This is a genomic window from Rhodovulum marinum, assembly GCF_004343075.1.
Taxonomy (GTDB): domain Bacteria; phylum Pseudomonadota; class Alphaproteobacteria; order Rhodobacterales; family Rhodobacteraceae; genus Rhodovulum; species Rhodovulum marinum.
Genome location: NZ_SLXP01000015.1, coordinates 61151 through 82856, shown reverse-complemented (window position 1 = coordinate 82856; position 21706 = coordinate 61151). Strand labels below are relative to the sequence as shown.

20 protein-coding genes and 1 pseudogene are annotated in these 21706 nt (G+C 69.2%); 5 read left to right on the top strand and 16 right to left on the bottom strand.

Features of this window, described 5'->3' with window-relative positions; translation table 11 throughout:
• Positions 1-122 (bottom strand): annotated as a pseudogene (locus tag EV662_RS17190) (S-(hydroxymethyl)glutathione dehydrogenase); the annotation flags it as partial.
• Positions 123-258: 136 nt separating this feature from the next.
• Between EV662_RS17190 and EV662_RS17185 the strand changes: the two are divergent.
• Positions 259-1902, top strand: coding sequence for a Y-family DNA polymerase (locus EV662_RS17185; protein ID WP_132465333.1), 1644 nt, complete (start codon positions 259-261; stop codon positions 1900-1902).
• Positions 1903-2327: 425 nt separating this feature from the next.
• Positions 2328-2672: a DUF2794 domain-containing protein gene (locus EV662_RS17180; RefSeq protein WP_132465330.1), complete on the top strand. Its 345-nt coding sequence runs from the start codon at positions 2328-2330 to the stop codon at positions 2670-2672.
• Between the two features lie 9 nt (positions 2673-2681).
• Here the strand turns inward: EV662_RS17180 and EV662_RS17175 are convergent, their stop codons facing one another.
• The 3 genes from EV662_RS17175 to EV662_RS17165 all read right to left on the bottom strand — a co-directional run bounded on the left by EV662_RS17175 (position 2682) and on the right by EV662_RS17165 (position 5342).
• Positions 2682-3512, bottom strand: coding sequence for a C40 family peptidase (locus EV662_RS17175; RefSeq protein WP_132465327.1), 831 nt, complete (start codon positions 3510-3512; stop codon positions 2682-2684).
• Positions 3509-4891, bottom strand: coding sequence for a leucyl aminopeptidase family protein (locus EV662_RS17170; RefSeq protein WP_132465324.1), 1383 nt, complete (start codon positions 4889-4891; stop codon positions 3509-3511). The genes EV662_RS17175 and EV662_RS17170 overlap by 4 nt, the downstream gene beginning before the upstream one ends.
• Positions 4892-4961: 70 nt before the next feature.
• Positions 4962-5342: a hypothetical protein gene (locus tag EV662_RS17165; protein ID WP_132465321.1), complete on the bottom strand. Its 381-nt coding sequence runs from the start codon at positions 5340-5342 to the stop codon at positions 4962-4964.
• A gap of 144 nt (positions 5343-5486) precedes the next feature.
• On the opposite strand from EV662_RS17165, the gene EV662_RS17160 reads away from it, so the two are divergent.
• From EV662_RS17160 to EV662_RS17150, 3 genes are read left to right on the top strand one after another with little or no spacing between them, the layout of a single operon-like run.
• Complete coding sequence (locus EV662_RS17160; RefSeq protein ID WP_132465318.1) at positions 5487-6137, top strand: carbonic anhydrase; 651 nt, start codon at positions 5487-5489, stop codon at positions 6135-6137.
• 58 nt (positions 6138-6195) lie between these two features.
• Positions 6196-7173: a sodium-dependent bicarbonate transport family permease gene (locus tag EV662_RS17155; RefSeq protein ID WP_132465315.1), complete on the top strand. Its 978-nt coding sequence runs from the start codon at positions 6196-6198 to the stop codon at positions 7171-7173.
• 4 nt (positions 7174-7177) lie between these two features.
• Positions 7178-7489, top strand: a complete 312-nt coding sequence (locus EV662_RS17150) for a P-II family nitrogen regulator (RefSeq protein WP_132465312.1) — start codon at positions 7178-7180, stop codon at positions 7487-7489.
• Between the two features lie 214 nt (positions 7490-7703).
• Here EV662_RS17150 and EV662_RS17145 read toward each other — a convergent pair whose 3' ends face one another.
• The 12 genes from EV662_RS17145 to EV662_RS17090 all read right to left on the bottom strand — a co-directional run bounded on the left by EV662_RS17145 (position 7704) and on the right by EV662_RS17090 (position 21491).
• Positions 7704-9323, bottom strand: a complete 1620-nt coding sequence (locus EV662_RS17145) for a DUF4139 domain-containing protein (protein ID WP_132465309.1) — start codon at positions 9321-9323, stop codon at positions 7704-7706.
• 192 nt (positions 9324-9515) lie between these two features.
• Positions 9516-10538 carry an aspartate-semialdehyde dehydrogenase gene (locus EV662_RS17140; protein WP_132465306.1) on the bottom strand — a complete coding sequence of 341 codons (1023 nt, stop codon included), beginning with the start codon at positions 10536-10538 and terminating at the stop codon, positions 9516-9518.
• A 75-nt stretch (positions 10539-10613) separates the two neighbouring features.
• Entirely contained in the window at positions 10614-11801 is a 1188-nt protein-coding gene (locus EV662_RS17135) for a capsular polysaccharide export protein, LipB/KpsS family (RefSeq protein WP_132465303.1), read from the bottom strand.
• A gap of 82 nt (positions 11802-11883) precedes the next feature.
• Entirely contained in the window at positions 11884-12180 is a 297-nt protein-coding gene (locus tag EV662_RS17130; protein ID WP_132465300.1) for a hypothetical protein, read from the bottom strand.
• Positions 12181-12443: 263 nt separating this feature from the next.
• Entirely contained in the window at positions 12444-13337 is an 894-nt protein-coding gene (locus EV662_RS17125) for a glycoside hydrolase family 26 protein (RefSeq protein ID WP_132465297.1), read from the bottom strand.
• Positions 13338-13347: 10 nt separating this feature from the next.
• Positions 13348-15192, bottom strand: a complete 1845-nt coding sequence (locus tag EV662_RS17120; protein WP_243695889.1) for a glycosyltransferase family 2 protein — start codon at positions 15190-15192, stop codon at positions 13348-13350.
• Positions 15176-16189, bottom strand: coding sequence for a UDP-glucose 4-epimerase GalE (galE, locus tag EV662_RS17115; RefSeq protein WP_132465291.1), 1014 nt, complete (start codon positions 16187-16189; stop codon positions 15176-15178). Before galE ends, EV662_RS17120 begins: the two co-directional genes overlap by 17 nt.
• A complete protein-coding gene (locus EV662_RS17110; RefSeq protein ID WP_132465288.1) occupies positions 16186-17151 on the bottom strand; it encodes a UDP-glucuronic acid decarboxylase family protein in 966 nt (321 codons plus the stop codon). Before EV662_RS17110 ends, galE begins: the two co-directional genes overlap by 4 nt.
• A gap of 137 nt (positions 17152-17288) precedes the next feature.
• Positions 17289-18401, bottom strand: a complete 1113-nt coding sequence (locus tag EV662_RS17105; RefSeq protein WP_132465285.1) for an ABC transporter ATP-binding protein — start codon at positions 18399-18401, stop codon at positions 17289-17291.
• Positions 18402-18404: 3 nt separating this feature from the next.
• A complete protein-coding gene (locus EV662_RS17100; RefSeq protein WP_425057044.1) occupies positions 18405-19241 on the bottom strand; it encodes a carbohydrate ABC transporter permease in 837 nt (278 codons plus the stop codon).
• A gap of 53 nt (positions 19242-19294) precedes the next feature.
• Positions 19295-20167 (bottom strand): carbohydrate ABC transporter permease, encoded by an 873-nt coding sequence (locus tag EV662_RS17095; protein WP_207903643.1) that lies wholly within the window; start codon positions 20165-20167, stop codon positions 19295-19297.
• Positions 20168-20237: 70 nt separating this feature from the next.
• Positions 20238-21491: an ABC transporter substrate-binding protein gene (locus EV662_RS17090; RefSeq protein WP_132465279.1), complete on the bottom strand. Its 1254-nt coding sequence runs from the start codon at positions 21489-21491 to the stop codon at positions 20238-20240.
• Between the last annotated feature and the right edge of the window lie 215 nt (positions 21492-21706).

Below are 21706 nucleotides of genomic sequence, written 5' to 3'. Positions count from 1 at the left end.
TGGCACAGGCCGGTGGCCTTGATCTCGACCAGGACCTCGCCCGCCTTCGGGCCGGCAAGCTCCACCTCCGTCACCTCAAGAGGCTTCCCCGCCTCATACGCAACCGCCGCACGCGTCCGCATCCCAGATGTCTCCCTGTCGTTCCGTGGCCGGACCCTGCGGGAAAGACCGCGTGGATGCAAGCGGGCGGCGGCGGCCTCGACTCCCCGGCGGGCGGAGGCTAGATTTCGGAACATATCATGAACATTTGCTGCCGCCATGCCCGCCCGCCGCATCCTGTCGCTCTGGTTCCCGCGCCTTGCCGCGGACCGCCTTTTGCGCCGCCAGCGCGGGTTGCCGCCCGCGCCCTTCGCCGTGATCGCCGAGACGGCCGGCGCCCAGGTCATCGCCGCGCTGAACCCCGAGGCCGAGGCCGCGGGCCTGCGCCCGGGCCAGCCGATGCGCGATGCGATGGCGATCTGTCCGGGCCTTGTCACCTGCCCCGCCGATCCGGCCGGCGAGGCCGCGTTCCTGGCAGGGCTGGTGCGCTGGGCCGGCCGGTTCTCGCCCTGGGTCGCGGCCGAACCGCCCGACGCGCTGGTGATCGACATCACCGGCTGCGCGCATCTCTTCGGTGGCGAAGAGGCGCTGATCGCCGAGATACAGGCCGATTGCGACCGGCTGGGCCTTGGCGTGCGGGCCGGGCTGGCCGATACCCGCGGCGCGGCCTGGGCGCTGGCGCGCTTTGCCGGGCAGCGGGCCGCGGCGCACCGCTCGGGCGATGCCATCGCGCAAGAGGCCCGCGCGACCCGCGCGCGCGCCGCGAAACGCCAGCCCTGGCAGCGCCACCCGCCCCTGCCCGACGCCCCCCGCGCGCCCCGGATCGCACCGCCGGGCCAGACCCGCGCGGCCCTTGCCCCCCTGCCGATGGCCGCGCTGCGCCTGCCGCCCGACACGGTCGCGGGGCTGGCCCGGCTGGGGCTGCACCGGGTGGCGGATATCCTGGGGATGCCGCGCGCCCCGCTCGCCCGCCGCTTCGGGCGCGACCTGGTGCGCCGGCTCGACCAGGCGCTGGGGGCCGAACCCGAACCGGTCTCGCCGCTGCGCGCCCAGCCCCATTTCGCCGTGCGCCTGACCCTGCCCGACCCGATCGGGCTCGAGGCGGACATCCTCGCGGGGCTCGACCGGCTGCTGCCCGCGCTGTGCACCCGGCTGGCCCGGGCCGGGCAGGGCGCGCGGCGGGTGCGGCTGCAAGCGTTCCGCTGCGATCACGCGGTGGAAACCGTGGACATCGGCCTGGCCCAGCCCACCGCCGCGCCCGATCGCATCCGCCCGCTGATCGCGCTGAAGCTGGAGGCGATCGACGCCGGCCCCGGCATCGACCGGCTCAGGCTCCAGGCCCCCGAGACCGAACCCGTCCACGCCCGCCAGCACGCGGGCCATGCCGAGGCCGCCCGCGCCGCCACCGCCCCCGGCGGCGCCGAGGCGGCGCTTGCGGATCTCATCGGGCGAATCGGCGCGCGGGTCGGACTCGAGGCGGTCACCCGGGTCGCGCCCGCCGAAAGCCACATCCCCGAAAAGGGCTGGCAGGTGCTGGCCGCCGCCTGGTCGGCCCCGGTGCCGGACTGGCCCGCCCGCGACCGGCCACGCCCGCTGCTGATCTTCCCGCCCGAACCGGTCACCGCGCCCGACACCCCCACGCCCCCGGCGCGGTTCCGCTGGCGGCGCCGGGATTTCGCGACCATCGGCGCCATCGGCCCCGAGCGGATCGCGCCGGAATGGTGGCTGGACGATCCCGCCTGGCGGTCTGGGCCGCGCGACTACTGGCGGATGGACACCGAGGGCGGCCGGCGGCTGTGGCTGTACTATGCCCATGGCAAGGAGACATCCCCGGGCTGGTTCTGCCAGGGGGCGTTCGGGTGAACGGCCGACGGGGCGGCCCAGCCGGTCGCCCCGGCTATCGCCGGGGCGACCGGCTGGGGGGCTTTGCCCCCCAGACCCCCCAGGGTACTTGCACCAAGAAGAAGAACAGATCGTTTCTTCTTCTGGCCGAAAATATCCCGGGGGGAGTCCGCAGGACGGGGGGCAGCGCCCCCCATGCACCGGTCGCACAAGGAACCGCCGCCTGACATCCTCATCGGAAAAAGGGGGGGAAAGCGAAAGTCCCGGTGCCGCGGGCTGGGTGGGGGCTGTTAATCCGCGGCACCGGGGTAGCGTCTTCGCTATGGGGAAAATGTCGCCCCGAATCCCGGCAGCACCGCGGAACGCGCCGGGCCATGCAAAGGTAATTTCGCGGCAAAACCCGGGCAGGTCTTGATTTGCCGCGCGCGCGGCGGCACGCTGGGCGGATGAACGTCGTCCCGCCGACCCCGTTTCCCCGGGCCAGCACGCCCGAGCAAGTGGCCTTCGACCGGGCCGAGATGGGGGTCATCCTCACGCTTTACGGCCGGATGGTCGCCGCGGGCGAGTGGCGCGATTACGGCATTTCCTGCCTGCGCGAGGTGGCGGTCTTCTCGATCTTCCGCCGCACCGCCGAACATCCGCTTTACCGCATCGAGAAACGCCCCCGGCTGCGCAACAGGCAGGGCCAGTACGCGGTGATCGGGATGGACGGGCAGATCCTGAAGCGCGGCCATGACCTGAAAACCGTGCTGCGTGTCCTCGACAAGAAGCTGATCCGCCCGGTCGACTAGCCCCGCCCCCTAGACCCGCCGGTGCGCCGTCACCGGCCCATCGCCCGCCGCCGCGATCCGGGCGATGCCCTCGTCGATGCGTTCATAGGCCACCGACATCGTGTGCCCGTTCGCGTGGATCATCACCCCCGGGTCCACCACGATCGCGACATGCCCCTTCCAGAACAACAGGTCGCCCCGTTCGGGCGGCGTGCCGGGGGCCAGCGCCGTACCCAGCGCGCGTTCCTGCTGGTCGCTGTCGCCGGGGCAGGCGCGGCCAGCGGCCAGCCACGCCGCCTGCACCAGCCCCGAACAGTCGATTCCCCAGATCGCATTGCCGCCCCACAGGTAGGGCGCGCCGAAAAACATCTGCGCCACCGTCACCGGGTCGGCAAAGGGCGCGTTCGCCGGGCGCAGGTGCGGTTTCGGCACGAACCAGCCTTGCGCGGTTTCGAAGAACGCGCCGCTGGCCGACACGACCCGCACCCGCGAGCCGAAGCTGAGGCCGCAGATCTCGGGCCGTTTCAGGTCGGGCGCGGAATAGGCGTGGCTGGCGGGCACGGCGACGATATGGGTGGGCTCGGGCACGGCATCGCACAGCGCCCCGGCCGCGACATAGCCCACGAACCCGTCCCGCGCGGCCCAGCCGAAGGCATGGCCTTCGTGCACCTCCAGCACCTCGAATCCCTCGCCAAGCACCAGCTGGCGTTCGCGCGGCCCGCCGGGGGCGCGCAGCAGGTCGGCCAGCGGGCGGGTCACGCGGTGCAGGACGGGCTGCACGAACCGCGCGGCCTGAACCTGCCCCGCCAGGTGCAGAGCGGCGACCCGGCCGTTGGCGGGCGTCTCGCGCCGGTCGCTCACAGCCCCAGCGCGCCGGGCAGCGCCCCCAGGATCGCCCGCGCGCCCTGGCCGACGCCGCCCTTGGGCCGGGCGGGGGCATCGGCGGGCTGCCAGCCGTAGATGTCGAAATGGGCATAGCGCGCGGCCCCCGCGAACCGGCGCAGGAACAGCGCCGCGGTGATCGAGCCCGCGAACCCGCCCTTGGGCGCGTTGTCCAGGTCGGCGATTCCGGGTTCGATCATCGTTTCGTAGGGCGCGTGGAACGGCATCCGCCAGACCGGGTCGGCGGCGTCGGTGGCGGCCCCCGAAATCGCAGCGGCCAGCGCGTCGTCCTCGGTATAGAACGGCGCGATATCGGGGCCGACGGCCACCCGCGCCGCCCCGGTCAGCGTCGCCATCGAGATCAGCGCCTCGCACTCCTCCTCGGCCGCAAGGGCCAGCGCATCGGCCAGCACAAGCCGCCCCTCGGCATCGGTATTGTTGACCTCGACGGTCAGCCCGTTGCGCGCGGTCAGGATGTCCTGCGGGCGGAAGGACGTGGACGACACCGAATTCTCGACCGCCGGGATCAGCACGCGCAACCGCAGCGGCAGGCCCAGCGCCATGATCGCATGGGCCAGGCCCATCACGGTGGCCGCGCCGCCCATGTCCTTCTTCATCAGGCCCATCGAGGCCGAGGGCTTGATGTCCAGCCCCCCGGTGTCGAAACACACCCCCTTGCCCACCAGCGTCAGCCGCGGCCCGGCATCGCCCCAGCGCAGCTCCAAAAGGCGCGGGGCCTGCGGGCCGGCGCGGCCCACCGCGTGGATCATCGGGAAGTTCCGCGCGATCAGCTCGTAGCCGCGAATGGCGCTGGCGGTGGCGCCGTGGCGGGCGGCCAGCGCGAACAGCGCGTCCTCCAGCGCCTCGGGCCCCATGTCGGCGGCGGGCATGTTGATCAGGTCGCGGGTCAGCACCTCGCCCGCGGCCAGCGCCTCGATCCGCGCGGCATCGACACCGGCGGGCGCCTTGAACCGGGCCTTGAGCGGGGTCTGCGCGCGGTAGCGGTCGAACCGGTAGGCGGCCAGCAACAGGCCCAACGCCTCGGCCTCCAGCGCGGGGCCGGACAGGCCGGTTTCCAGGTGCCAGACACCCTCGGGCAGGCGCGCCGCGATGCCGGCCAGGTGGAACCGCCCGCGCGCCCGGGCGCCCGCAGTGCCAAGGCCCGCAACCGCCCCCGCAACCGCGCCGCCCGCGCCGGGCAGGATCGCCACCTCGCCCAGCCCGGCGGCAAACCCGGTGGCCGTCAGCCAGGCCGCCTCGGCCGCGGGGCGGGCGGCGCGCCAATCCTCCAGCGCGGCCTCCTCGACAACATGAAGCGGCAGCGAAACCTCATCGGGCGCGGCGAAACGGGGCGACATGGGCGGGCAATCCTCCGGCGGGGTGGGAACGCCCCGACCCTACCCGCTTCGCCCGCGCCCGCAAGCGGGTTCAGCCCGACCGGTGCTGCAACTCGGCCGCGATCCGGAACGACCGCAGCGCCAGCCGCCGCAGCCGCGCCATCGTCGCGGCCACCGCCACCGGGTCGCCCGACTGCACCGCGCGGGCCACGCCCCGGGCCGCCACCGACAGGCTGAGCAGCCCCAGCGAATCGCCCAGCGCCCGGATCTGCCCGGCCAGGTCGATGCAATCGCCGGGCCGCACCTGCGCCGTGGCCACGTCCAGGCTTGCCATCAGCGCCTCCAGCCGCTCGACCGAAAGCGCCACCAGATCCGCCGCCCGGGTCTCGCCCAACTCGACGAACATGTCCGCCAGGCGGTCCGAATCCACACTCAGGGGTTCGTCCTGGCGCATTGCAACTACTCGGGACACTCGTTCCCCTCCGAAAAAACCACCGCCACACCTGCGGGCAGAATTCGCCCGGTTGCGTCAAGAAAGCGTTGCGACAAGGGGGCGAAATCTCTCGAATTTCCGGCAAATGCGCATTATGCAGCCGCAGAGAAAACGGAGACCCCGATGCAGAACGCCCGCCCTCTGCCGCAATACCTGGTCCAGCGCTACCAAGGCTGGAAGGCCACGACCCATGCCGAGAACAAGGCCTGGTATCGCCGCCTCGCCGAGGAAGGCCAGCGCCCGCGCGCCATGATCATTTCCTGCTGCGACTCGCGCGTGCACGTCACCTCGATCTTCGGCGCGGACGAGGGCGAATTCTTCATCCACCGCAACATCGCGGGCCTCGTGCCGCCCTACGCGCCCGATGGCGACCATCACGGCACCTCGGCGGCGGTGGAATATGCCGTCACCGTTCTGAAGGTCGCGAACCTGCTGGTGGTGGGCCATTCCCAGTGCGGCGGCGTCCGGGGCTGCCACGACATGTGCGCGGGCCTCGCCCCCCAGCTTGAGGACAAGTCCAGCTTCATCGGCCGCTGGATGGACATCCTGCGCCCCAGCTATGAACGCAAGGCCAACATCGCCGACGAATCCGCCCGGCTGGAGGCGATGGAAAAGGACGCGGTTCTGGTCTCGCTGGAAAACCTGATGTCCTTCCCCTTCGTGCGCGACGCCGTCGAGGCCGAGGAACTGGCGCTGCACGGGCTGTGGAACGATATCGGCGAGGGCGTCGTCGAATGCTACGATCCGGCCAGCGACCGGTTCGTGCCGGTCTGACCTTTCGTCCGGGACCAGCGCGGGCTAGCGTGACCGCAGGACCGGCACGGAGGGGCGCATGGCCGACATCCTGACGCTTGCGGCGGGCAACCTGCTGTCGCCGATCATCCTCAGCTTTGCGTTGGGCGTGGCCGCGGCGCTCGCCCGGTCCGACCTGACCGTGCCCGAGGCCGCGGCCAAGGCGCTGTCGATCTACCTGTTGTTCGCCATCGGCTTCAAGGGCGGCGCGGGGGTCGCGGCGCACGGGCTGGACGCGACCCTGCTGCTGGCGCTCTTGGCGGGGCTGGTGCTGTCGGCGGGAATTCCCTTCGTGGCCTACGCGCTGTTGCGCGCGATGACCCGGCTGGGGCCGGTCGATGCGGGCGCGGTGGCGGGGCATTACGGCTCGATCTCGATCGTCACCTTCGTCGCGGCCAGTTCCGTCCTGGCCAGCCAGGGCATCGCCGCCGAGGGCTTCATGGTCGCCGTCGCCGCCATAATGGAGGCCCCGGCGATCCTGGCCGCCCTGTGGCTGGTGATGCGCCGCGGCGGACAGGCCGAGATGGAACCGGGCCTTTGGCGGGAAATCCTGCTGAACGGGTCCATCGTTCTGCTGCTGGGCGCCTTCGCCATCGGCTGGATCACCGGCCCCGCCGGGCTGGCCGAAATCGAAAGCTTCATCGTCTCGCCGTTCAAGGGCGTGCTGTGCCTGTTCCTGCTGGACATGGGGCTGGTCGCGGGGCGGAACCTGCGCGGCAGCCGGGGCGTCATCACGCCGGGGCTCTTGGCCTTTGGCGTGCTGATGCCGCCCATCGGCGCGGTTTTCGGGCTGATCCTGGGGCTGGGGCTGGGCCTTTCGCTGGGCGGCGTGGTGCTGATGATGACGCTGGCGGCCTCGGCCTCGTATATCGCGGTGCCGGCGGCGATGCGGGTGGCGCTGCCGGATGCGAACCCCTCGATCTACCTGACGCTGTCGTTGGGGATCACCTTCCCGTTCAACCTGACGCTGGGCATCCCGCTGTATCTGGCGGCGGCCCGCCTTGTCACCGGAGGATAGGCCCATGCAGACCCATGCCGCGAAACGGGTGGAAATCATCATCGAGGCGCCGATGGAACGCCGCCTGACCGCCGCGCTGGAGAAGGCGGGCGTCACCGGCTATACCGTGCTGCCGGTCCTGGGCGGCACCGGCCGGTCGGGCACCTGGAGCCGCGAGGGCCAGGTGGGCCGCGCGGGCGGCATGGTGGCCGTCGTCTGCCTGATCCGCGCCGAGCGGCTGGACGGGCTGCTGGACGCGGCCTTTGCCGTGGTCGAGCGCCATATCGGCGTGGTGTCCGTCACCGATTGCCAGGTGCTGCGCGCCGAACGGTTCTAGCGGGTGGATGGGTTTCGGCTTGCGGTGCAAGCCGACCCGGGCCGGGGCTCTGCCCCGTCGCCATTGTCTCTCGGGCCAATGGCGCTCCGATGGCGACCCCCCGGGGGTATTTTCGCCAAGAAGAAGGGGGCGGGCGGTGCGGCGCGAGTCCGAAAAAACTCATATGGGATTCATATGCGATTCATATGGAATTCATATCGCGGAATCCGGCCCGTCAGCGCAGCACCTTGCCCTCGGGCCAGGTCATCCGGTGCGACAGCGCGATGTCCCGGCTTTCGCCCGCGCCCAGCAGGAATCGCCATTCCAGCACCCCCCGCTGGCCGTCCAGGTCGGTCTCGGCCGGTTGCGGATCGGCCTGCCAGGTGATCTCCAGGTCTTCCTGTTCGGAATAGGGCACCCGGTCGACCACCCGCATCGGCCAGGTCTCGCCGGTCAGGTTCTCGACCTCGATCCGCACCTCTTCGACCCGTTCATTCGACTTGCGGATCACGCCCCGGTCGCCCTCGTTGCGGTCCAGAACGGTGCGCGTCAGCCGCAGCCCGTCCACCGGCCCGAAGGCCAGTTCCGCCTCGCCCCCCGCGGGGATCGCGGCGATGCCCTGCTGGCCGACATAACGCCCGTCGAGGTAATACAGCGCCTCGCCCGTGGGCAGGATCACCTCGCCCGTGTCGTTGGTGAACTCGGCCACGACGAAGGCGGTCGCATCCCATAGCGGCGCGGCGCGCGCGGCGACTTCGGCGCGCGCCGACAGCGTGCCCAGTGCCAGCCGCACCCGGTCCGCCCCCGAGGCGATGTCGACCGGGGTGGGATAGGTGTAACTCACCGAAATACCGTCGCTTTCTGCCTTGGCCATCTCGAAGGCGGGCGCCGGGGCGGCCTCGACCGCGACGTTGGGCGCGTCCTCGGCGATCGCCATGCGTGCGCGCGGGAACGGTTCGACCGGGTCGCCGATACGCCGGAGATCGGGCCGGACCACGCTGGGCGCGACCTGTTCGCTGGGCCGCACCGTCGACAGCGTCAGCGCGACGTTGTCCCAGTTCTCGCCGGTCTCCTGCGCGACGAAGGCGCCACGTTCGATGGTCAGCGCGCCCGCCGCCCGGTCCAGCCGCAGGTCGTAGACCGGCGTCCAGCCGGCGTTGGCGATGGGATAGGTGATCGTCACCTGGCCGCTGGCCGCCGCCTCGGACGACACCGCGACGGCCAGGTAGGCCCGCGCCTCGGCCTCGGGGACCAGCGCGGCCAGGGTCTGGCGCGCATCCTTCAGGTCGTCGCGCAGGTCATCCAGCGCGCGGTCGGCGGCCGCGGCGCGCGCTTCGGCCTCGTGCGCCTCGCGCAGGGCGGCGAGCGTGGTGCCCTTGATCATCGCCGACAGGTCCAGCAGCGCCTGCGTGTCCACCGGCACCGGCCCGCCCTCGGCCCCGATCCGGCCCAGGAAATCCGCCCGCGCCTGCGCCGCCGTCACCTCCAGCCGGATCGCCCGCACCTCGGCCTCGCCCTTGCGCAGTTGCTCTTCCAGCTCCTCGACCCGCGCCTCGGCGGCCTCGAGAACGGCGTCTTTCAGGGGCGAGCGTGGCGGCACGAAATCCGACCGCGCGGTGACACTGCCCAGGGTGGCGCCCGCGACCTCGACCCGCACCGCCTGCAGCGGCGTGGTCTGCGGCAGGTCGGCCAGGATCAGCCGGTGACGCCCTGCGGGCATGTCGAACGGCACCTGGCGGGTGATCGTGGCCCCGTCGGGATACAGGGTCACCGCGGCCACCGCGCTGGTCAGCGGAATGTCATCGGCCCAAAGGGCTGACGGGGCCAGGGCCAGGCACAGGACAAGGGCGCGCATGTCGGTCGCTCCGTTGGGACTCGCTGTCCCGCAGGGTGCGGCAGACGGACGCGCGATGGCAAGGCCAAGATTGCGATGCCGCCGGGGCGCGAACGCCCCGCCGCCGGACCGCCTACCCATCGGGGCTCCGCCCGTTCGAGGCTCAAACTCTCCACTGGAGAGTTTGCCGGGCCTTCCGGCCCGGACCGCCTCTCACCCCTTCTTCAGCACCCGTTGGCCCAGAACCTCGGCGATCTGCACCGCATTCAGCGCCGCGCCCTTGCGCAGGTTGTCGGACACCACCCAGATGTTCAGGCCGTTCTCGATGGTGGAATCCTGCCGGATGCGGCTGACGAAGGTGGCGAAATCGCCGACGCATTCCACCGGCGTGACGTAACCGCCATTCTCGCGCTTATCGACCACCATGATGCCCGGGGCTTCCCGCAGGATGTCGCGCGCCTCGTCCTCGTCGAGGAACTCCTCGAACTCGATATTGATCGCCTCGGAATGGCCGACGAAGACCGGCACCCGAACGCAGGTCGCGGTGACCTTGATCTTGGGGTCCACGATCTTCTTGGTCTCGGCGACCATCTTCCATTCTTCCTTGGTCGAGCCATCGTCCAGGAAGACGTCGATATGCGGGATCACGTTGAAGGCGATCTGCTTGGGGTAGACGGACGGTTCCACCTCTTGCCCGGGGACATACATCCCCTTGGTCTGGTTCCACAATTCGTCCATCGCGTCCTTGCCCGAACCGGAAACCGACTGGTAGGTCGACACCACCACGCGCTTGATCTTCGCCCGGTCGTGCAGGGGCTTCAGCGCCACCACCATCTGCGCGGTGGAACAGTTCGGGTTCGCGATGATGTTCTTTTTCGAATAGCCCGTGATCGCGTCGGCGTTCACCTCGGGCACGATCAGCGGCACGTCGGGGTCGTAGCGGTAGAGCGACGAGTTGTCGATCACCACGCAGCCGGCCTTGGCCGCCTTGGGCGCGTATTGCTTGGTCGCGTCCGACCCGATGGCGAACAGCGCGATATCCCAGCCGGTGAAATCGAACGTGTCCAGGTCCAGCGTCTTGAGGGTCTTGTCGCCAAAGCTGCATTCGGTGCCGAGAGAGCGGCGCGAGGCAAGCGCGGCGATCTCGTCGACCGGGAACTGGCGTTCCGCCAGGATGTTCAGCATTTCGCGGCCCACGTTGCCCGTGGCGCCGACGACGGCGACCTTGTAGCCCATCGGTGGCTCCTGTTTGTCTCGGGTGAATTCCCGGGCGCGACCCTTACAGCAAAGGCCCGCGGGGTGAAAGGGTGGTCAGGGCCGCGCGGCGGCCAGTTTGCGCGCCAGCGCCGCGGGGTCGATGGTGACGCGGCCATCGGGGTGGTCCTCGATCCGGGGGTAATAGACCCGGTCGAGATAGGACATGAACGCCCCCCGCAGCGCCGGGTCGAAGGACAGCGCCTCGGGCCGGGCCAGCGCCTCGGCCAGGTCCGGTTCGGACGGGGCGCAGGTGACAAGGCCGGGCATCGCAAAGAACGCCTGTCCCAGCACGATCACCGGCTTGTCGTGGAAAAACGCCTGCAGGCCCATGGACGAATTCACGGTGATCACACCGCGCGACGCGGCCAGCTGGGCGAAACTGTCGGTGGCGTTGTCGATCACCAGCCGCCCGCCGCTGTCGGCCACGGCGCGGGCCAGCGGCCCGGCCAGCGAGGTCCGCGCCGAGGGGTGTTCCTTCACCCGGATATGCCAGCCCTCGGGCAGGTGCCGCGCGCCGCGGGCGAGCGCGGCGATCATCCCCTCGACGCTGCCGACCCAGCCCGAGAACAGCGTGATCTGGCTGTCGTTGGGCACCTGCAACGGCACGAACAGGAAATCCCCCGCATCGGCCAGCGCCTCGGCGCCCGCCTGCCCCACATCGGCCCGGCGCGAGGCGCGCGCCGTGAGGTTCGCCCCGAGTGCTCGCCAGCTCTCGCCGGGCGGAATCGTCTCTGTTCCGGCCCAATCGAGGTAGAACCCCGGCTCGCGCGGCAGACCGTTCAGCGCGTTCACACCCACCGGGTCCAGCGTGATGCGCCCGGGAAACGGGGCCAGTTCCACGTAAAGCCGCCCGGCGCCAGCGTCCCGCGCTCCCTCCATGAAGGCGCAGCGCGACCCGGTCAGCCCGTTCCAGCAGACCGCGATGCGGCCGGGGTGGCGGGTGAAATAACGGCGCGACCAGTTGTATTGCGCGGCGATCAGCGCGCGTTTCAACGCGCGGCCGACCCGCCCCCGGGGCTGGCGTTTCGCCACGGCCAGCGCGGCGGCGGCGCGGTCACGGGTTTCGGGAAAGCCGCGGAAGGACAGCCCGATCAGCGGCAGCCGCACGCCCCTCCCCGCGCCCTGCGCGATGGCGGCGAATATCGCGTCCTTGCGGCGCGTCCAGCCGGCCAGCCAGACGATCGTCTGGGCACCGTGCGGGCCGCCGCGGCCGGACCCGGAAGAACGCTGTTCTGATCCCATGCCTCTGTCCCTGCGGCTGCGGCCGCCGGTCAGGGCATAGCCCATCGCGCCCCCGGCCGCAAAGAGGCCGGGCGGCCGCGCCCTAGCGCGTGAAACAGCTCGGCCGCTTGCCGAAGCCCGAGGCGGTGCAGATGTAGGTGCCACGGCCATGGCGGCTGTCCAGCCGGCCCGCCATCACCTTGCGCTCGCGCTTGGACAGGGCGGCGGCCTTGGGCGCAGGGTTCAGCCAGCGCATGACAGAGGCCCCGACGATCGCCGGCCGCTGGACAAGCTTGCCGTCCCCCGCCGCCGCGGGAACGGCCGTGGCCATCACACCGGCGGTCGCCGCGGCCGCCAGAACCGGGGCCAACGCCCGGGTTGGTCGTTGCAGAATACGCATGGCGAGTGGTCCCTACGCTGCCTGTTCTCTGTCGCCCCGCACAGGGCCGTGCCGGCGACGACCCCTATGGGTCGTCGAGTCGGATCACAAGCCCCCCAGGTATGGTGAGTATCGTCGAGTGGTTAAGCTTTTCTGTGGCAGCGCCATGGCGAAGGCGAGGCAGCACCTCGCCGCCGCCCGATATGGGCGGACAATTGCCGAGGGCCGCCCAGCGGGTGGGCGGCCCTCGGCCGGGATGCGCGATCAGATGGCAGTTTCGGCGGCTATTCGCCGATCACCCGGCCTTCGAACTTCCAGTTCGGCAGACCATAGCCATCGGGCCAGGGATAGACCTCGACCTGGTTGAAATAGACCACGGCGACCAGGTTGGGGAATTGCGGATAAATCTGGCGTACCTCGCCGTTCCACTTGTCGACGTAATCCTGGCTGCCGGAATAGCCCAGTTCGGCCACCACCACCGGCTTGCCGAACACCTCGGCCCGGGCATAGCGCGGCGCGAGGATCGATTCGAAGGTCTGCTCCTCGCCCAGGATCTCGCGCTCCCAGGGTTGCAGGCCGAAAACCGACAGACCGACGATATCGACGTAATCGTCGCCGGGGTAATAATCGGCCAGTTCCTCGTATCCCAGCGGCGACCACATGTAGTTCACCTCGGGCGCCTGCGCGCGGCAGACATCGACCATGCGCCGGTAGGCCGCGATCCAGGTCTCGGGCTCCCAGTCGGCCCAGATGAACTGGCCGCTGGCGTCTTCCATCTCTTGCGCCCAGCGCACGGTGACGGGGCTTTCGAACAGGTTCAGCACCGCGCAGATCGAGGCCATGTAGCGGTCGTACTCGCCCGAGGCGATGCCCTGTTGCAGGATCTCGGGGGTGTTGCGCTCGGACCGGTTCCAGGTCCAGGGCTCGATCGTGGCCAGGATCGACCGGCCGCGTTCCAGCGCATAGCTGTCGGCCTCGATCAGGCTGGGCAGGAACACGTCCTCCCAGGGCAGGAACAGGTGCTCGATCGTCACCTCGGGATCGTCGGCGAACACCCCGTCGGGATCGTAGACGCCGAACGGCATCTCGCCCGGAGGCGCGGATTCGGCATGCGCGGCCGTCGTCAGGCACAGCGACGCCGCCAGACCGGCAAGTACGGATTTCAGAGCGTAGGCCATGGTGCGTTCCTCACTCGGTGGTCGGCCACCGGTCCGACAGGGCAACGGGGCGTTCGAACGAGTAGTGCATGCTCTTTCCTCCCCCCTGCCCGGCCCCGGAGACCAGGAATTCGATCTTGGTGAACTGGTAGGGCCCCAGTCCGGTGGATAGATAATGCAGGCTTTGCATGCCCCTGAGCCATCCCGAAAACACCAGCATCCCCGCCAGCCCCAGCGTGACCGCAAGCTGCGGCGCATCGCGGCGCAGGCGGGCCATCCAGTCAAGACCACTTTGTCGCATATGGTGCGTGATCGCCACGCCGAGAACGGCCAGATACAGCCCTGCGTTGAAAAGACACAGCAGGTAGAAGCCCGCCGCGTCGCCCGCATCCTCGACCAGGATCACCGGCAGGATCGACAGCAGCGCGATCACCACATAGGGCATCAGCACCCGCAGCGGCAGCCTGGCCTCGGCCGAGGCGCCCTTGGGGGTGATGCGGAAATCGACGAACCGGCCCGTCACGCTGTCGCGCACCGCCATCACGCAGCCCCACAGCACCCAGGGCCATTGCGCGCACTGGAACAGCGCCTTTTCCCAGCTGATGACCTTGGCATCGGTCGGCCGGAACAACCCGTCCGCCTTGAGCTGATAGGCGATCAGCACGAAGGCCGCGACCACCGGCACGCTGTGCGCGACGAAGGCGGGATAGGTCACGTCGGCAAAGCGCATGTCGAAGGTGATCGCCGTCACCGGCACCAGCATCGTCATCAGCATGAAGATCGCGAAGGTCGGGTACCACAGCTGCGAGAACAGGAACTGGAACTTCAGCACCGGGCGCAGCCCCGCGAAATAGTCGCGCGTATAGCGCAGGAACAGCGTGACCAGGCTGCGCGACCACTGGAATTCCTGGGTCAGCATGTCGGCGAAGGTCACCGGCCCGTCGCCCACCGCGATCGCGTCGAAGGCATGCACGCCGCGCCAGCCATGGGCGTTCATCATCATCGAGGTGGAATGATCCTCGGCCAGTTCCGGCCCCAGCCCGCCGATTTCCTTCAGCGCGGCGGTGCGCACCGCGTAATGCGACCCGATGCACATCGGCGCCCAGCCGTTCGAATAGCCCGCCTGCAGGATGCCGTGGAACATCCCCTCGTGATGCAGGCGCATCCGCGCGGCCCAGCTTTCGTTCTCGTTCCGGGCACAGATCGAGGGCGCGCTGACATAGCCCACCTCGGGATCGACAAAGGCGCGCAGCACCTCGCGCAGGTAACCGGGCTGGGGCACGTGATCGGCATCCAGCTGCGAGACGAAATCATACGCCTCATAGCCGTACTGGTCGTAGAAGAACGCCAGGTTGCCTTCCTTGCAGCGGGTCCGGCGCGGCCACTCCTTGCGGTGATAGTCGGGCCGGTCCTTGCGGGTCGAGATCTTCACGCCGTGCACCGCGCACCAGACCCGCGTTTCGGGCGACGGGTCCTCGTCGGCCAGCCAAGTGTCGTGCGGCCAGTCCTGCGCCAGCATCCCCTCCAGCGTGCGGCGCACCACCTCGAAGGGTTCCGACGGGCTTTTCGTCACCACCATCGCCACGCGCGCGCCCTTCAGCGCGGCCAGATCGCCCGAGGGACGCACCGCGCGCAGCATCACGTTCAGGAAATAGACCTGCAGGAACATGATCCAGGCCACCGCCAGCGTGATGACCAGGTAGCGCAGCGTGCCGATATTATGTTCGGGCTGGAACCACCAGGCCCAGAACCACAGCGCCGCCGCGGCCCAGATCAGCACCGACAGCCCATAGCGAAGCCGCATCCAGGGGGTGTAGATCGACACAAGGTGGCGTGGGCGGCCGCGGCCCGGGCGTCGGTCAGGGCGTGCCGTCATCACCATGCTTCATTCCGAAGGCGCGCGCGGCATGGGCGACGATCTCGTCCAGGTCGCCATAGCGCGCGGCAAAGCCCAGCACCTCGCGGGCGCGGGACGGATCGGCGACCAGCGCGGGCGGGTCGCCCTCGCGCCGGGCGGCCTCGTTCACCGGCACCGGGCGGCCCAGGACGCGGCCCACCGCCGCCAGCACCTCGCGGTTGGAATGGCCCGTCCCGGTCCCGAGGTTGACCGCCATGCTGTCGCCGCCCCCCTCCAGATAGCGCAGCGCGGCCAGGTGCCCCTCGGCCAGGTCGCAGACATGAATGTAATCGCGGATGCAGGTGCCGTCGGGCGTGGGATAGTCGGTGCCGAACAGATCCAGCCGTGGCCGCCGCCCGTCCGCGGCGAACAGCGCCAGCGGGACAAGGTGCGTCTCGGGGTCGTGGCGTTCGCACAGCGTGCCGTCCGGATCGGCACCGCAGGCGTTGAAATAGCGCGGCGCGACATAGCGGATGCCATGGGCGCGGGCGAAATCGGCCAGCATCCATTCGCCGATCAGCTTGGTCCGGCCATAGGGGTTGATCGGGTTCTGGGGTGTGCTTTCCGTGATCGGCAGGTCGGCCGGCACCCCGTAGGTCGCGCAGCTGGAACTGAAGATGACCTGGCCCAGCCCCTGTTCGGCGCAGGCGGTCAGCAGCCCGCGCATCCCCTCGACATTGTTCGAGTAGTAGAACCCCGGATCGCGCACCGATTCGCCCACATAGGCGGCGGCGGCGAAATGGATCACCGCCACCGGCGCATGGGCGCGGATGGCGTCCGCCACCGCCGCGCTGTCACGCGTGTCGCCCCGGACCAGCGGGCCCCAGCGCACGGCATCCGCGTGCCCGGTGCTGAGATTGTCGAACGCCACCGGCAAATAGCCCGCTTCGGCCAGCCGCTTGCAGGTGTGGCTGCCGATATAGCCGGCGCCACCGGTCACCAGGACCGTTTTCCGCGTGCCCTCGCCCATGGTCATTCCCCGGTTTGTCCCTTGTGGATGAGCTGCGCGAAATAGGGAATGGTGCGGTCAAGCCCCTCGTCCAGCGTGACCTGCGGCGCCCAGCCCAGGACCCGGCCGGCCAGCGCGATGTCGGGGCGCCGCTGGCGCGGGTCGTCGCGGGGCAGCGGCGCAAAGCTGAGCGTCGAGGCCGACCCGGTCTTGGCCAGCACCATGTCGGCCAGTTCCAGCATCGTGAATTCGCCCGGATTCCCGAGGTTGATCGGCCCGGGCACCCGGCCGCTGGCCGCCATCAGCCGCATCAGCCCCTCGACCAGGTCGTCGACATAGCAGAACGAACGGGTCTGCTCGCCGGTGCCATAGACCGTCAGCGGCAGGCCGGTCAGCGCCTGCACGATGAAATTCGACACCACCCGCCCGTCATCGCGCGCCATGCGCGGGCCATAGGTGTTGAAGATCCGCGCGATGCGGGCCTCCACGCCATGTTGCCGGCGGTAGTCGTGGCACAGGGTTTCCGCCCCGCGCTTGCCCTCGTCATAGCAGGATCGCGGGCCGACCGGATTGACATTGCCCCAATAACCCTCGTGCTGCGGGCTGATCGCCGGGTCGCCATACACCTCGGATGTCGAGGCCTGCACCAGCCGCGCACCGGTCGCCCGCGCCAGCTCCAGCAGGTTCATCGTGCCCAGGACACTGGTGCGAAAGGTGTGCACCGGGTCGATGGCGTATTTTATCGGCGAGGCCGGGCAGGCCAGGTTGAAGATCTCGGTCACCGTTTCGCCCGGGTCCAGCGGCTCCGTGGCATCGTGGCGCAGGAACCGAAAGCCCTCGCGCCCGACCAGATGCGCGATGTTGTCCATCGTTCCGGTGACCAGGCTGTCCACGCACAACACGCGCGCGCCTTCGCCGATCAGCCTGTCGCAGAGATGCGAACCCAGGAATCCGGCACCGCCGGCAACCAACGCAACCCTACGACCCATAAACGAACTCCTCGACGTCTCGCGGCGACTATGTCACCGGCGAAAAGCAAAGCCTAGGCTTGCGGCCCCAATCGGGCGCGAAGCGTGGCATTTTATGGACATTCTCGGAATTTCGTTACGACAGGGTGGGCCGGGCGTTACAATGCCTTGCCGGTTTCGGCGTCGAACAGCTTGGCCTTGGTCATGTCCACCTCGAACCGGAACGCCCGGCCCGGTTTCGCGACGTCCTCGGGGCGGACCCGCGCGATCAGGTCCTGCCCGCCGATCTGGAACACGATCATCGTGTCGGGGCCGGTAGGTTCCACCACCTCGACCGGCGCATCGAACACGTAACGGTTCGGCCCCGGCAATTCCGTCCCCGCGGCAAAGATCGTTTCCGGGCGCAGCCCCAGGATCACCTCGTGCCCATCGGGCAGGTCCGCGCCCCGGGCCGCGGGGCCATCCACCGGGAACCGGATCGACTCGCGCGCACCGCGCGGCAGGACGAACACCTTGCCCCCGTCATGCCAGACCCGGCCCGGGATCATGTTCATCGGCGGCGAACCCATGAACCCCGCCACGAACATGTCCACCGGGTTCTCGTAGATCGTGGCGGGGTCGGCGAATTGCCGGATATGGCCATTGTCCATCACCGCGATCCGGGTGGCCAGCGTCATCGCCTCGATCTGGTCATGGGTGACATAGACCACCGTCTTGCCCAGCCTCTGGTGCAGCTTCTTGATCTCGGTGCGCATCTCGATCCGCAGCTTGGCGTCAAGGTTGGACAGCGGTTCGTCGAACAGGAACACTTCGGGTTGGCGCACCAGCGCGCGGCCCATCGCGACCCGCTGGCGCTGCCCGCCCGACAGTTGCCCGGGCTTGCGGTCCAGCAGGTGGTCGATCTGCAAAAGGCGCGCGAATTCCTCCAGCGCGGCCGCCTGGTCGTCCTTCGGAACGCGGCGCGTCTCCATCCCGAAGGTGACGTTGTCGCGCACGGTCTTGGTCGGGTACAGCGCGTAGGACTGGAACACCATCGCGATATCGCGGTCGCGGGGCGGCACCTTGTTGACCTTGTCGCCGCCGATGAAGATGTCGCCCGAGCCGACCGTTTCCAGCCCCGCGATCAGGTTCAGAAGCGTGGATTTCCCACAGCCCGAGGGGCCGACCAGCACCACGAACTCCCCCGGCGCGATGTCCAGGTCGATGCCCTTGATCACCTCGTTGCCGCCGAAGCTCTTGCGCAACTTTTCCAGCCGGATGCCCGATGCCATGCCCTACCCCTTTACCGCCCCGGCCGACAAACCGCGCACGAAATACGCCCCCGCCACGACATAGACCAACAGCGTCGGCAGCCCCGCGATGATCGCGGCGGCCATGTCGACATTGTATTCCTTCACCCCCGTGGACGTGTTCACCACGTTGTTCAGCGCCACCGTGACCGGGTTGGAATCGCCCACGGTGAAGGCCACGCCGAACAGGAAGTCGTTCCAGATCTGGGTGAACTGCCAGATCACCGTCACCACGATCGCGGGCAGCGACATCGGCAGGACGATGCGGAAGAAGATGCCGAAGAACCCCGCCCCGTCCACCTTGGCCGCCTGCACGATGCCATCCGGCACCCCGATGAAGAAGTTGCGGAAGAACAGCGTGGTGAAGGCCAGCCCATAGACCGTGTGGACCAGCACCAGCCCCGGCACCGTGCCCGCCAGCCCCAACTCACCCAGCGTGCGCGCCATCGGCAGCAGCACCACCTGGAACGGGATGAACGCCCCGAACAGCATCAGCGCAAAGATGATGTCGGCACCGGGGAACCGCCATTTCGTCAGGGCATAGCCGTTCAGCGCGCCCAGCGTCGTGGACAGGATCACCGCCGGCACCGCCATCATCACGGAATTCATGAAATAGGGCTGCAACCCGTCGCAGCGCACGCCCACGCAGGCCGAGCCCCAGGCCTTGGCCCAGGCCTCGAACCCGATATCGCGCGGAAAGGCCAGGAAACTGCCCTCGCGGATCTCGGCCAGCGATTTCAGCGAGGTCGAGACCATCACGAACAGCGGGAACAGGTAATACAGGCAGAACAGGCCCAGCACCGCGAACAGCACGACCCGCATCACCACCGCGCCCGGCCCCGATCGCCGCACGATGCCCGAGGTGGACCGCGCCCTCATTTCCGCGCGCCCCTCAGTTCGGAATAAAGATAGGGCACGATGATCGCGCAGATCGTCATCAGCATCATCACCGCGCTCGCCGCCGCCACACCCAGTTCGGACCGTTGGAAGGCGAAGGCATACATGAAGGTCGCGGGCATGTCGGTGGCATAGCCCGGGCCCCCGCCCGTCAGCGCCACGACGAGGTCGAAGCTCTTGATCGCCAGGTGGGCGAGGATGATGACGACCGACAGGAACACCGGCCGCAGCGACGGCAGCACGATGCGGGTATAGACCCGCCACGGCCCCGCCCCGTCGATCGCGGCGGCCTTGAGGATCTCGTCATCGACGGACCTGAGCCCCGCCAGGAACAGTGCCATCGCGTAGCCCGAACTTTGCCAGACCCCCGCGATCACCACCGTGTAGATCGCGAAATCGGGGTTCACCAGCCAGTCGAAGGTGAAATTCTCGAACCCCCAGTCGCGCATCACCTTCTCGATGCCGAGGCCGGGGTTCAGGATCCATTTCCACACCGTGCCCGTGACGATGAAGGACAGCGCCATCGGGTAGAGATAGATCGTGCGGATCGCGCCCTCGACGCGTATCCGCTGGTCCAGCAGGATCGCCAGGAATACGCCCAGCGCCATGCTGATCCCGATGAACAGCCCCGAGAAGACGAACAGGTTCTTCAGCGCCACGTACCAGCGCGGCGTGTCCCACAGCCTTTCGTATTGCAGAAGCCCCGCGAAATCATAGCTGGGCATCATGCGCGAGCCGGTCAGCGAGATGTAACCCGTCCAGGCGATGAACCCGTAGACGAAGAACAGGCTGACCGCGAAAAGCGGTGAAACCACCATCAGCGGCAAGCGCCGCTCGATCGCGCGGGAAATCGCTGTCAGCACGCCACCCCCTGCCGGTGTGACCGGCCGGAACGCGTGCGCGCCCCGGCCGGGGTCTGCCTTACATCGCGCGCTTGACCGCGTCGGCCAGGCGCTGCGCGGCGTCCTCGGAACTCATGTCCGAGTTGAAGAACTCGGTCACCAGGTCCAGGAATTCGCCCCGCACCGACCGCGGAATCGCCATTTCATGCGCCATGGACGGCACCAGCGCGTTGGCCTCGGTCGCCTTCAGCAGATCTTCGTGCGAGCGCTGCGCACAGGCGTCGAACTTGTCGAGGGCCACGTCGGTGCGCGCCGGGATCGACCCCTTGGCCAGGTTGAACGTCTCCTGGAAACCGGGCGACATGATGAGGCTGGCCAACAGCTTCTGCCCGGCGATGTTGTCGTCCCCCGACACCTTGAAGAAGGTAAAGCTGTCCGAGTTCAGAACGAACCCGTTGCCCGGCGTCGGCGCGCACAGGAAATCCTCGCCCGGCACCTTTCCGGCGGCCAGGAATTCACCCTTGGCCCAGTCGCCCATGATCTGGAACGCGGCCTCGCCGTTCATCACCATGGCGGTCGCCAGGTTCCAGTCGCGCCCCGAGAAGTTCGGGTCGACATAGCCGCGCATCCGGCGCAACTGGTCGAAGGCCGCGACCATCGTCGGCGAATTCAGCGCCTCCTGGTCCAGGTCGACCAGCGCCGCGCGAAAGAAATCGGCCCCGCCCACGCCCAGAACCACGTTCTCGAACACGGTGGCGTCCTGCCAGGGCTGGCCGCCATGGGCCAGCGGCGTGATGCCCGCCGCCATCAGCTTGTCGGCGGCGGCGTTGAACTCGTCCCAGGTGGTGGGCATCGCCCCGATCCCGGCCTTGGCCAGAACCTCGGGGTTGGCCCACATCCAGTCGACGCGGTGAATGTTCACCGGGGCGGCGACATACTTGCCGTCATATTTCATGATCTCGGCCAGCACCGGCGGCAGCACGCCGTTCCAGTTCTCGGCCTCGGCCACGTCTTCCACGTCGTTCAGCGCGCCCTGCTCGGCCCATTCCTGGATGCCGGGGCCTTTCAGTTGCACCGCGGTGGGCGGGTTGCCGGCCACCACGCGGGCGCGCAGCGCGGTCATCGCGGCATCCCCGCCGCCGCCCGCGATGGGCGAGTCGATCCATGTGCCGCCCTGGGCCTCGAAACTGTTCTTCAGCTCGCCCACCGCCTTGGCCTCGCCGCCCGAGGTCCACCAGTGCAGGACCTCGGCGGTGGGTTCGGCACCGGCCGGGGCGCCAAAGGCCAGACCGGCCGCCGCGACAAGCGGCACGAACGTCTTGTAACGCAACATGGGAACTCCTCCTCTGCTAGGCGCGGCCCGGCAGGCCGCAAGCGGCGCAATGCCCTCTCTCCCCTTGCGGGAAGTGTCGGGGCGTTCTGTCGCCCGGTCAAGCTAGCACGCGCGGGCGCGCCCGGATTTGACAACCGTCAACCGCCCCGGGCCGGTACGGCGCCCCCGCACAAAGGCTTGGCGGGCTGTGCGGCACCGGCTAACAAGGCAGTCCG

Bases quoted from the DNA above. Each gene is read 5' to 3' on its own strand.
- EV662_RS17185 (WP_132465333.1), top strand. From the start codon at position 259: ATGCCCGCCCGCCGCATCCTGTCGCTCTGGTTCCCGCGCCTTGCCGCG.
- EV662_RS17180 (WP_132465330.1), top strand. From the start codon at position 2,328: ATGAACGTCGTCCCGCCGACCCCGTTTCCCCGGGCCAGCACGCCCGAG.
- EV662_RS17170 (WP_132465324.1), bottom strand. From the start codon at position 4,891: ATGTCGCCCCGTTTCGCCGCGCCCGATGAGGTTTCGCTGCCGCTTCAT.
- EV662_RS17160 (WP_132465318.1), top strand. From the start codon at position 5,487: ATGCAGAACGCCCGCCCTCTGCCGCAATACCTGGTCCAGCGCTACCAA.
- EV662_RS17155 (WP_132465315.1), top strand. From the start codon at position 6,196: ATGGCCGACATCCTGACGCTTGCGGCGGGCAACCTGCTGTCGCCGATC.
- EV662_RS17150 (WP_132465312.1), top strand. From the start codon at position 7,178: ATGCAGACCCATGCCGCGAAACGGGTGGAAATCATCATCGAGGCGCCG.
- EV662_RS17145 (WP_132465309.1), bottom strand. From the start codon at position 9,323: ATGCGCGCCCTTGTCCTGTGCCTGGCCCTGGCCCCGTCAGCCCTTTGG.
- EV662_RS17140 (WP_132465306.1), bottom strand. From the start codon at position 10,538: ATGGGCTACAAGGTCGCCGTCGTCGGCGCCACGGGCAACGTGGGCCGC.
- EV662_RS17135 (WP_132465303.1), bottom strand. From the start codon at position 11,801: ATGGGATCAGAACAGCGTTCTTCCGGGTCCGGCCGCGGCGGCCCGCAC.
- EV662_RS17130 (WP_132465300.1), bottom strand. From the start codon at position 12,180: ATGCGTATTCTGCAACGACCAACCCGGGCGTTGGCCCCGGTTCTGGCG.
- EV662_RS17125 (WP_132465297.1), bottom strand. From the start codon at position 13,337: ATGGCCTACGCTCTGAAATCCGTACTTGCCGGTCTGGCGGCGTCGCTG.
- EV662_RS17120 (WP_243695889.1), bottom strand. From the start codon at position 15,192: ATGACGGCACGCCCTGACCGACGCCCGGGCCGCGGCCGCCCACGCCAC.
- galE (WP_132465291.1), bottom strand. From the start codon at position 16,189: ATGACCATGGGCGAGGGCACGCGGAAAACGGTCCTGGTGACCGGTGGC.
- EV662_RS17110 (WP_132465288.1), bottom strand. From the start codon at position 17,151: ATGGGTCGTAGGGTTGCGTTGGTTGCCGGCGGTGCCGGATTCCTGGGT.
- EV662_RS17105 (WP_132465285.1), bottom strand. From the start codon at position 18,401: ATGGCATCGGGCATCCGGCTGGAAAAGTTGCGCAAGAGCTTCGGCGGC.
- EV662_RS17100 (WP_425057044.1), bottom strand. From the start codon at position 19,241: ATGCGGGTCGTGCTGTTCGCGGTGCTGGGCCTGTTCTGCCTGTATTAC.
- EV662_RS17090 (WP_132465279.1), bottom strand. From the start codon at position 21,491: ATGTTGCGTTACAAGACGTTCGTGCCGCTTGTCGCGGCGGCCGGTCTG.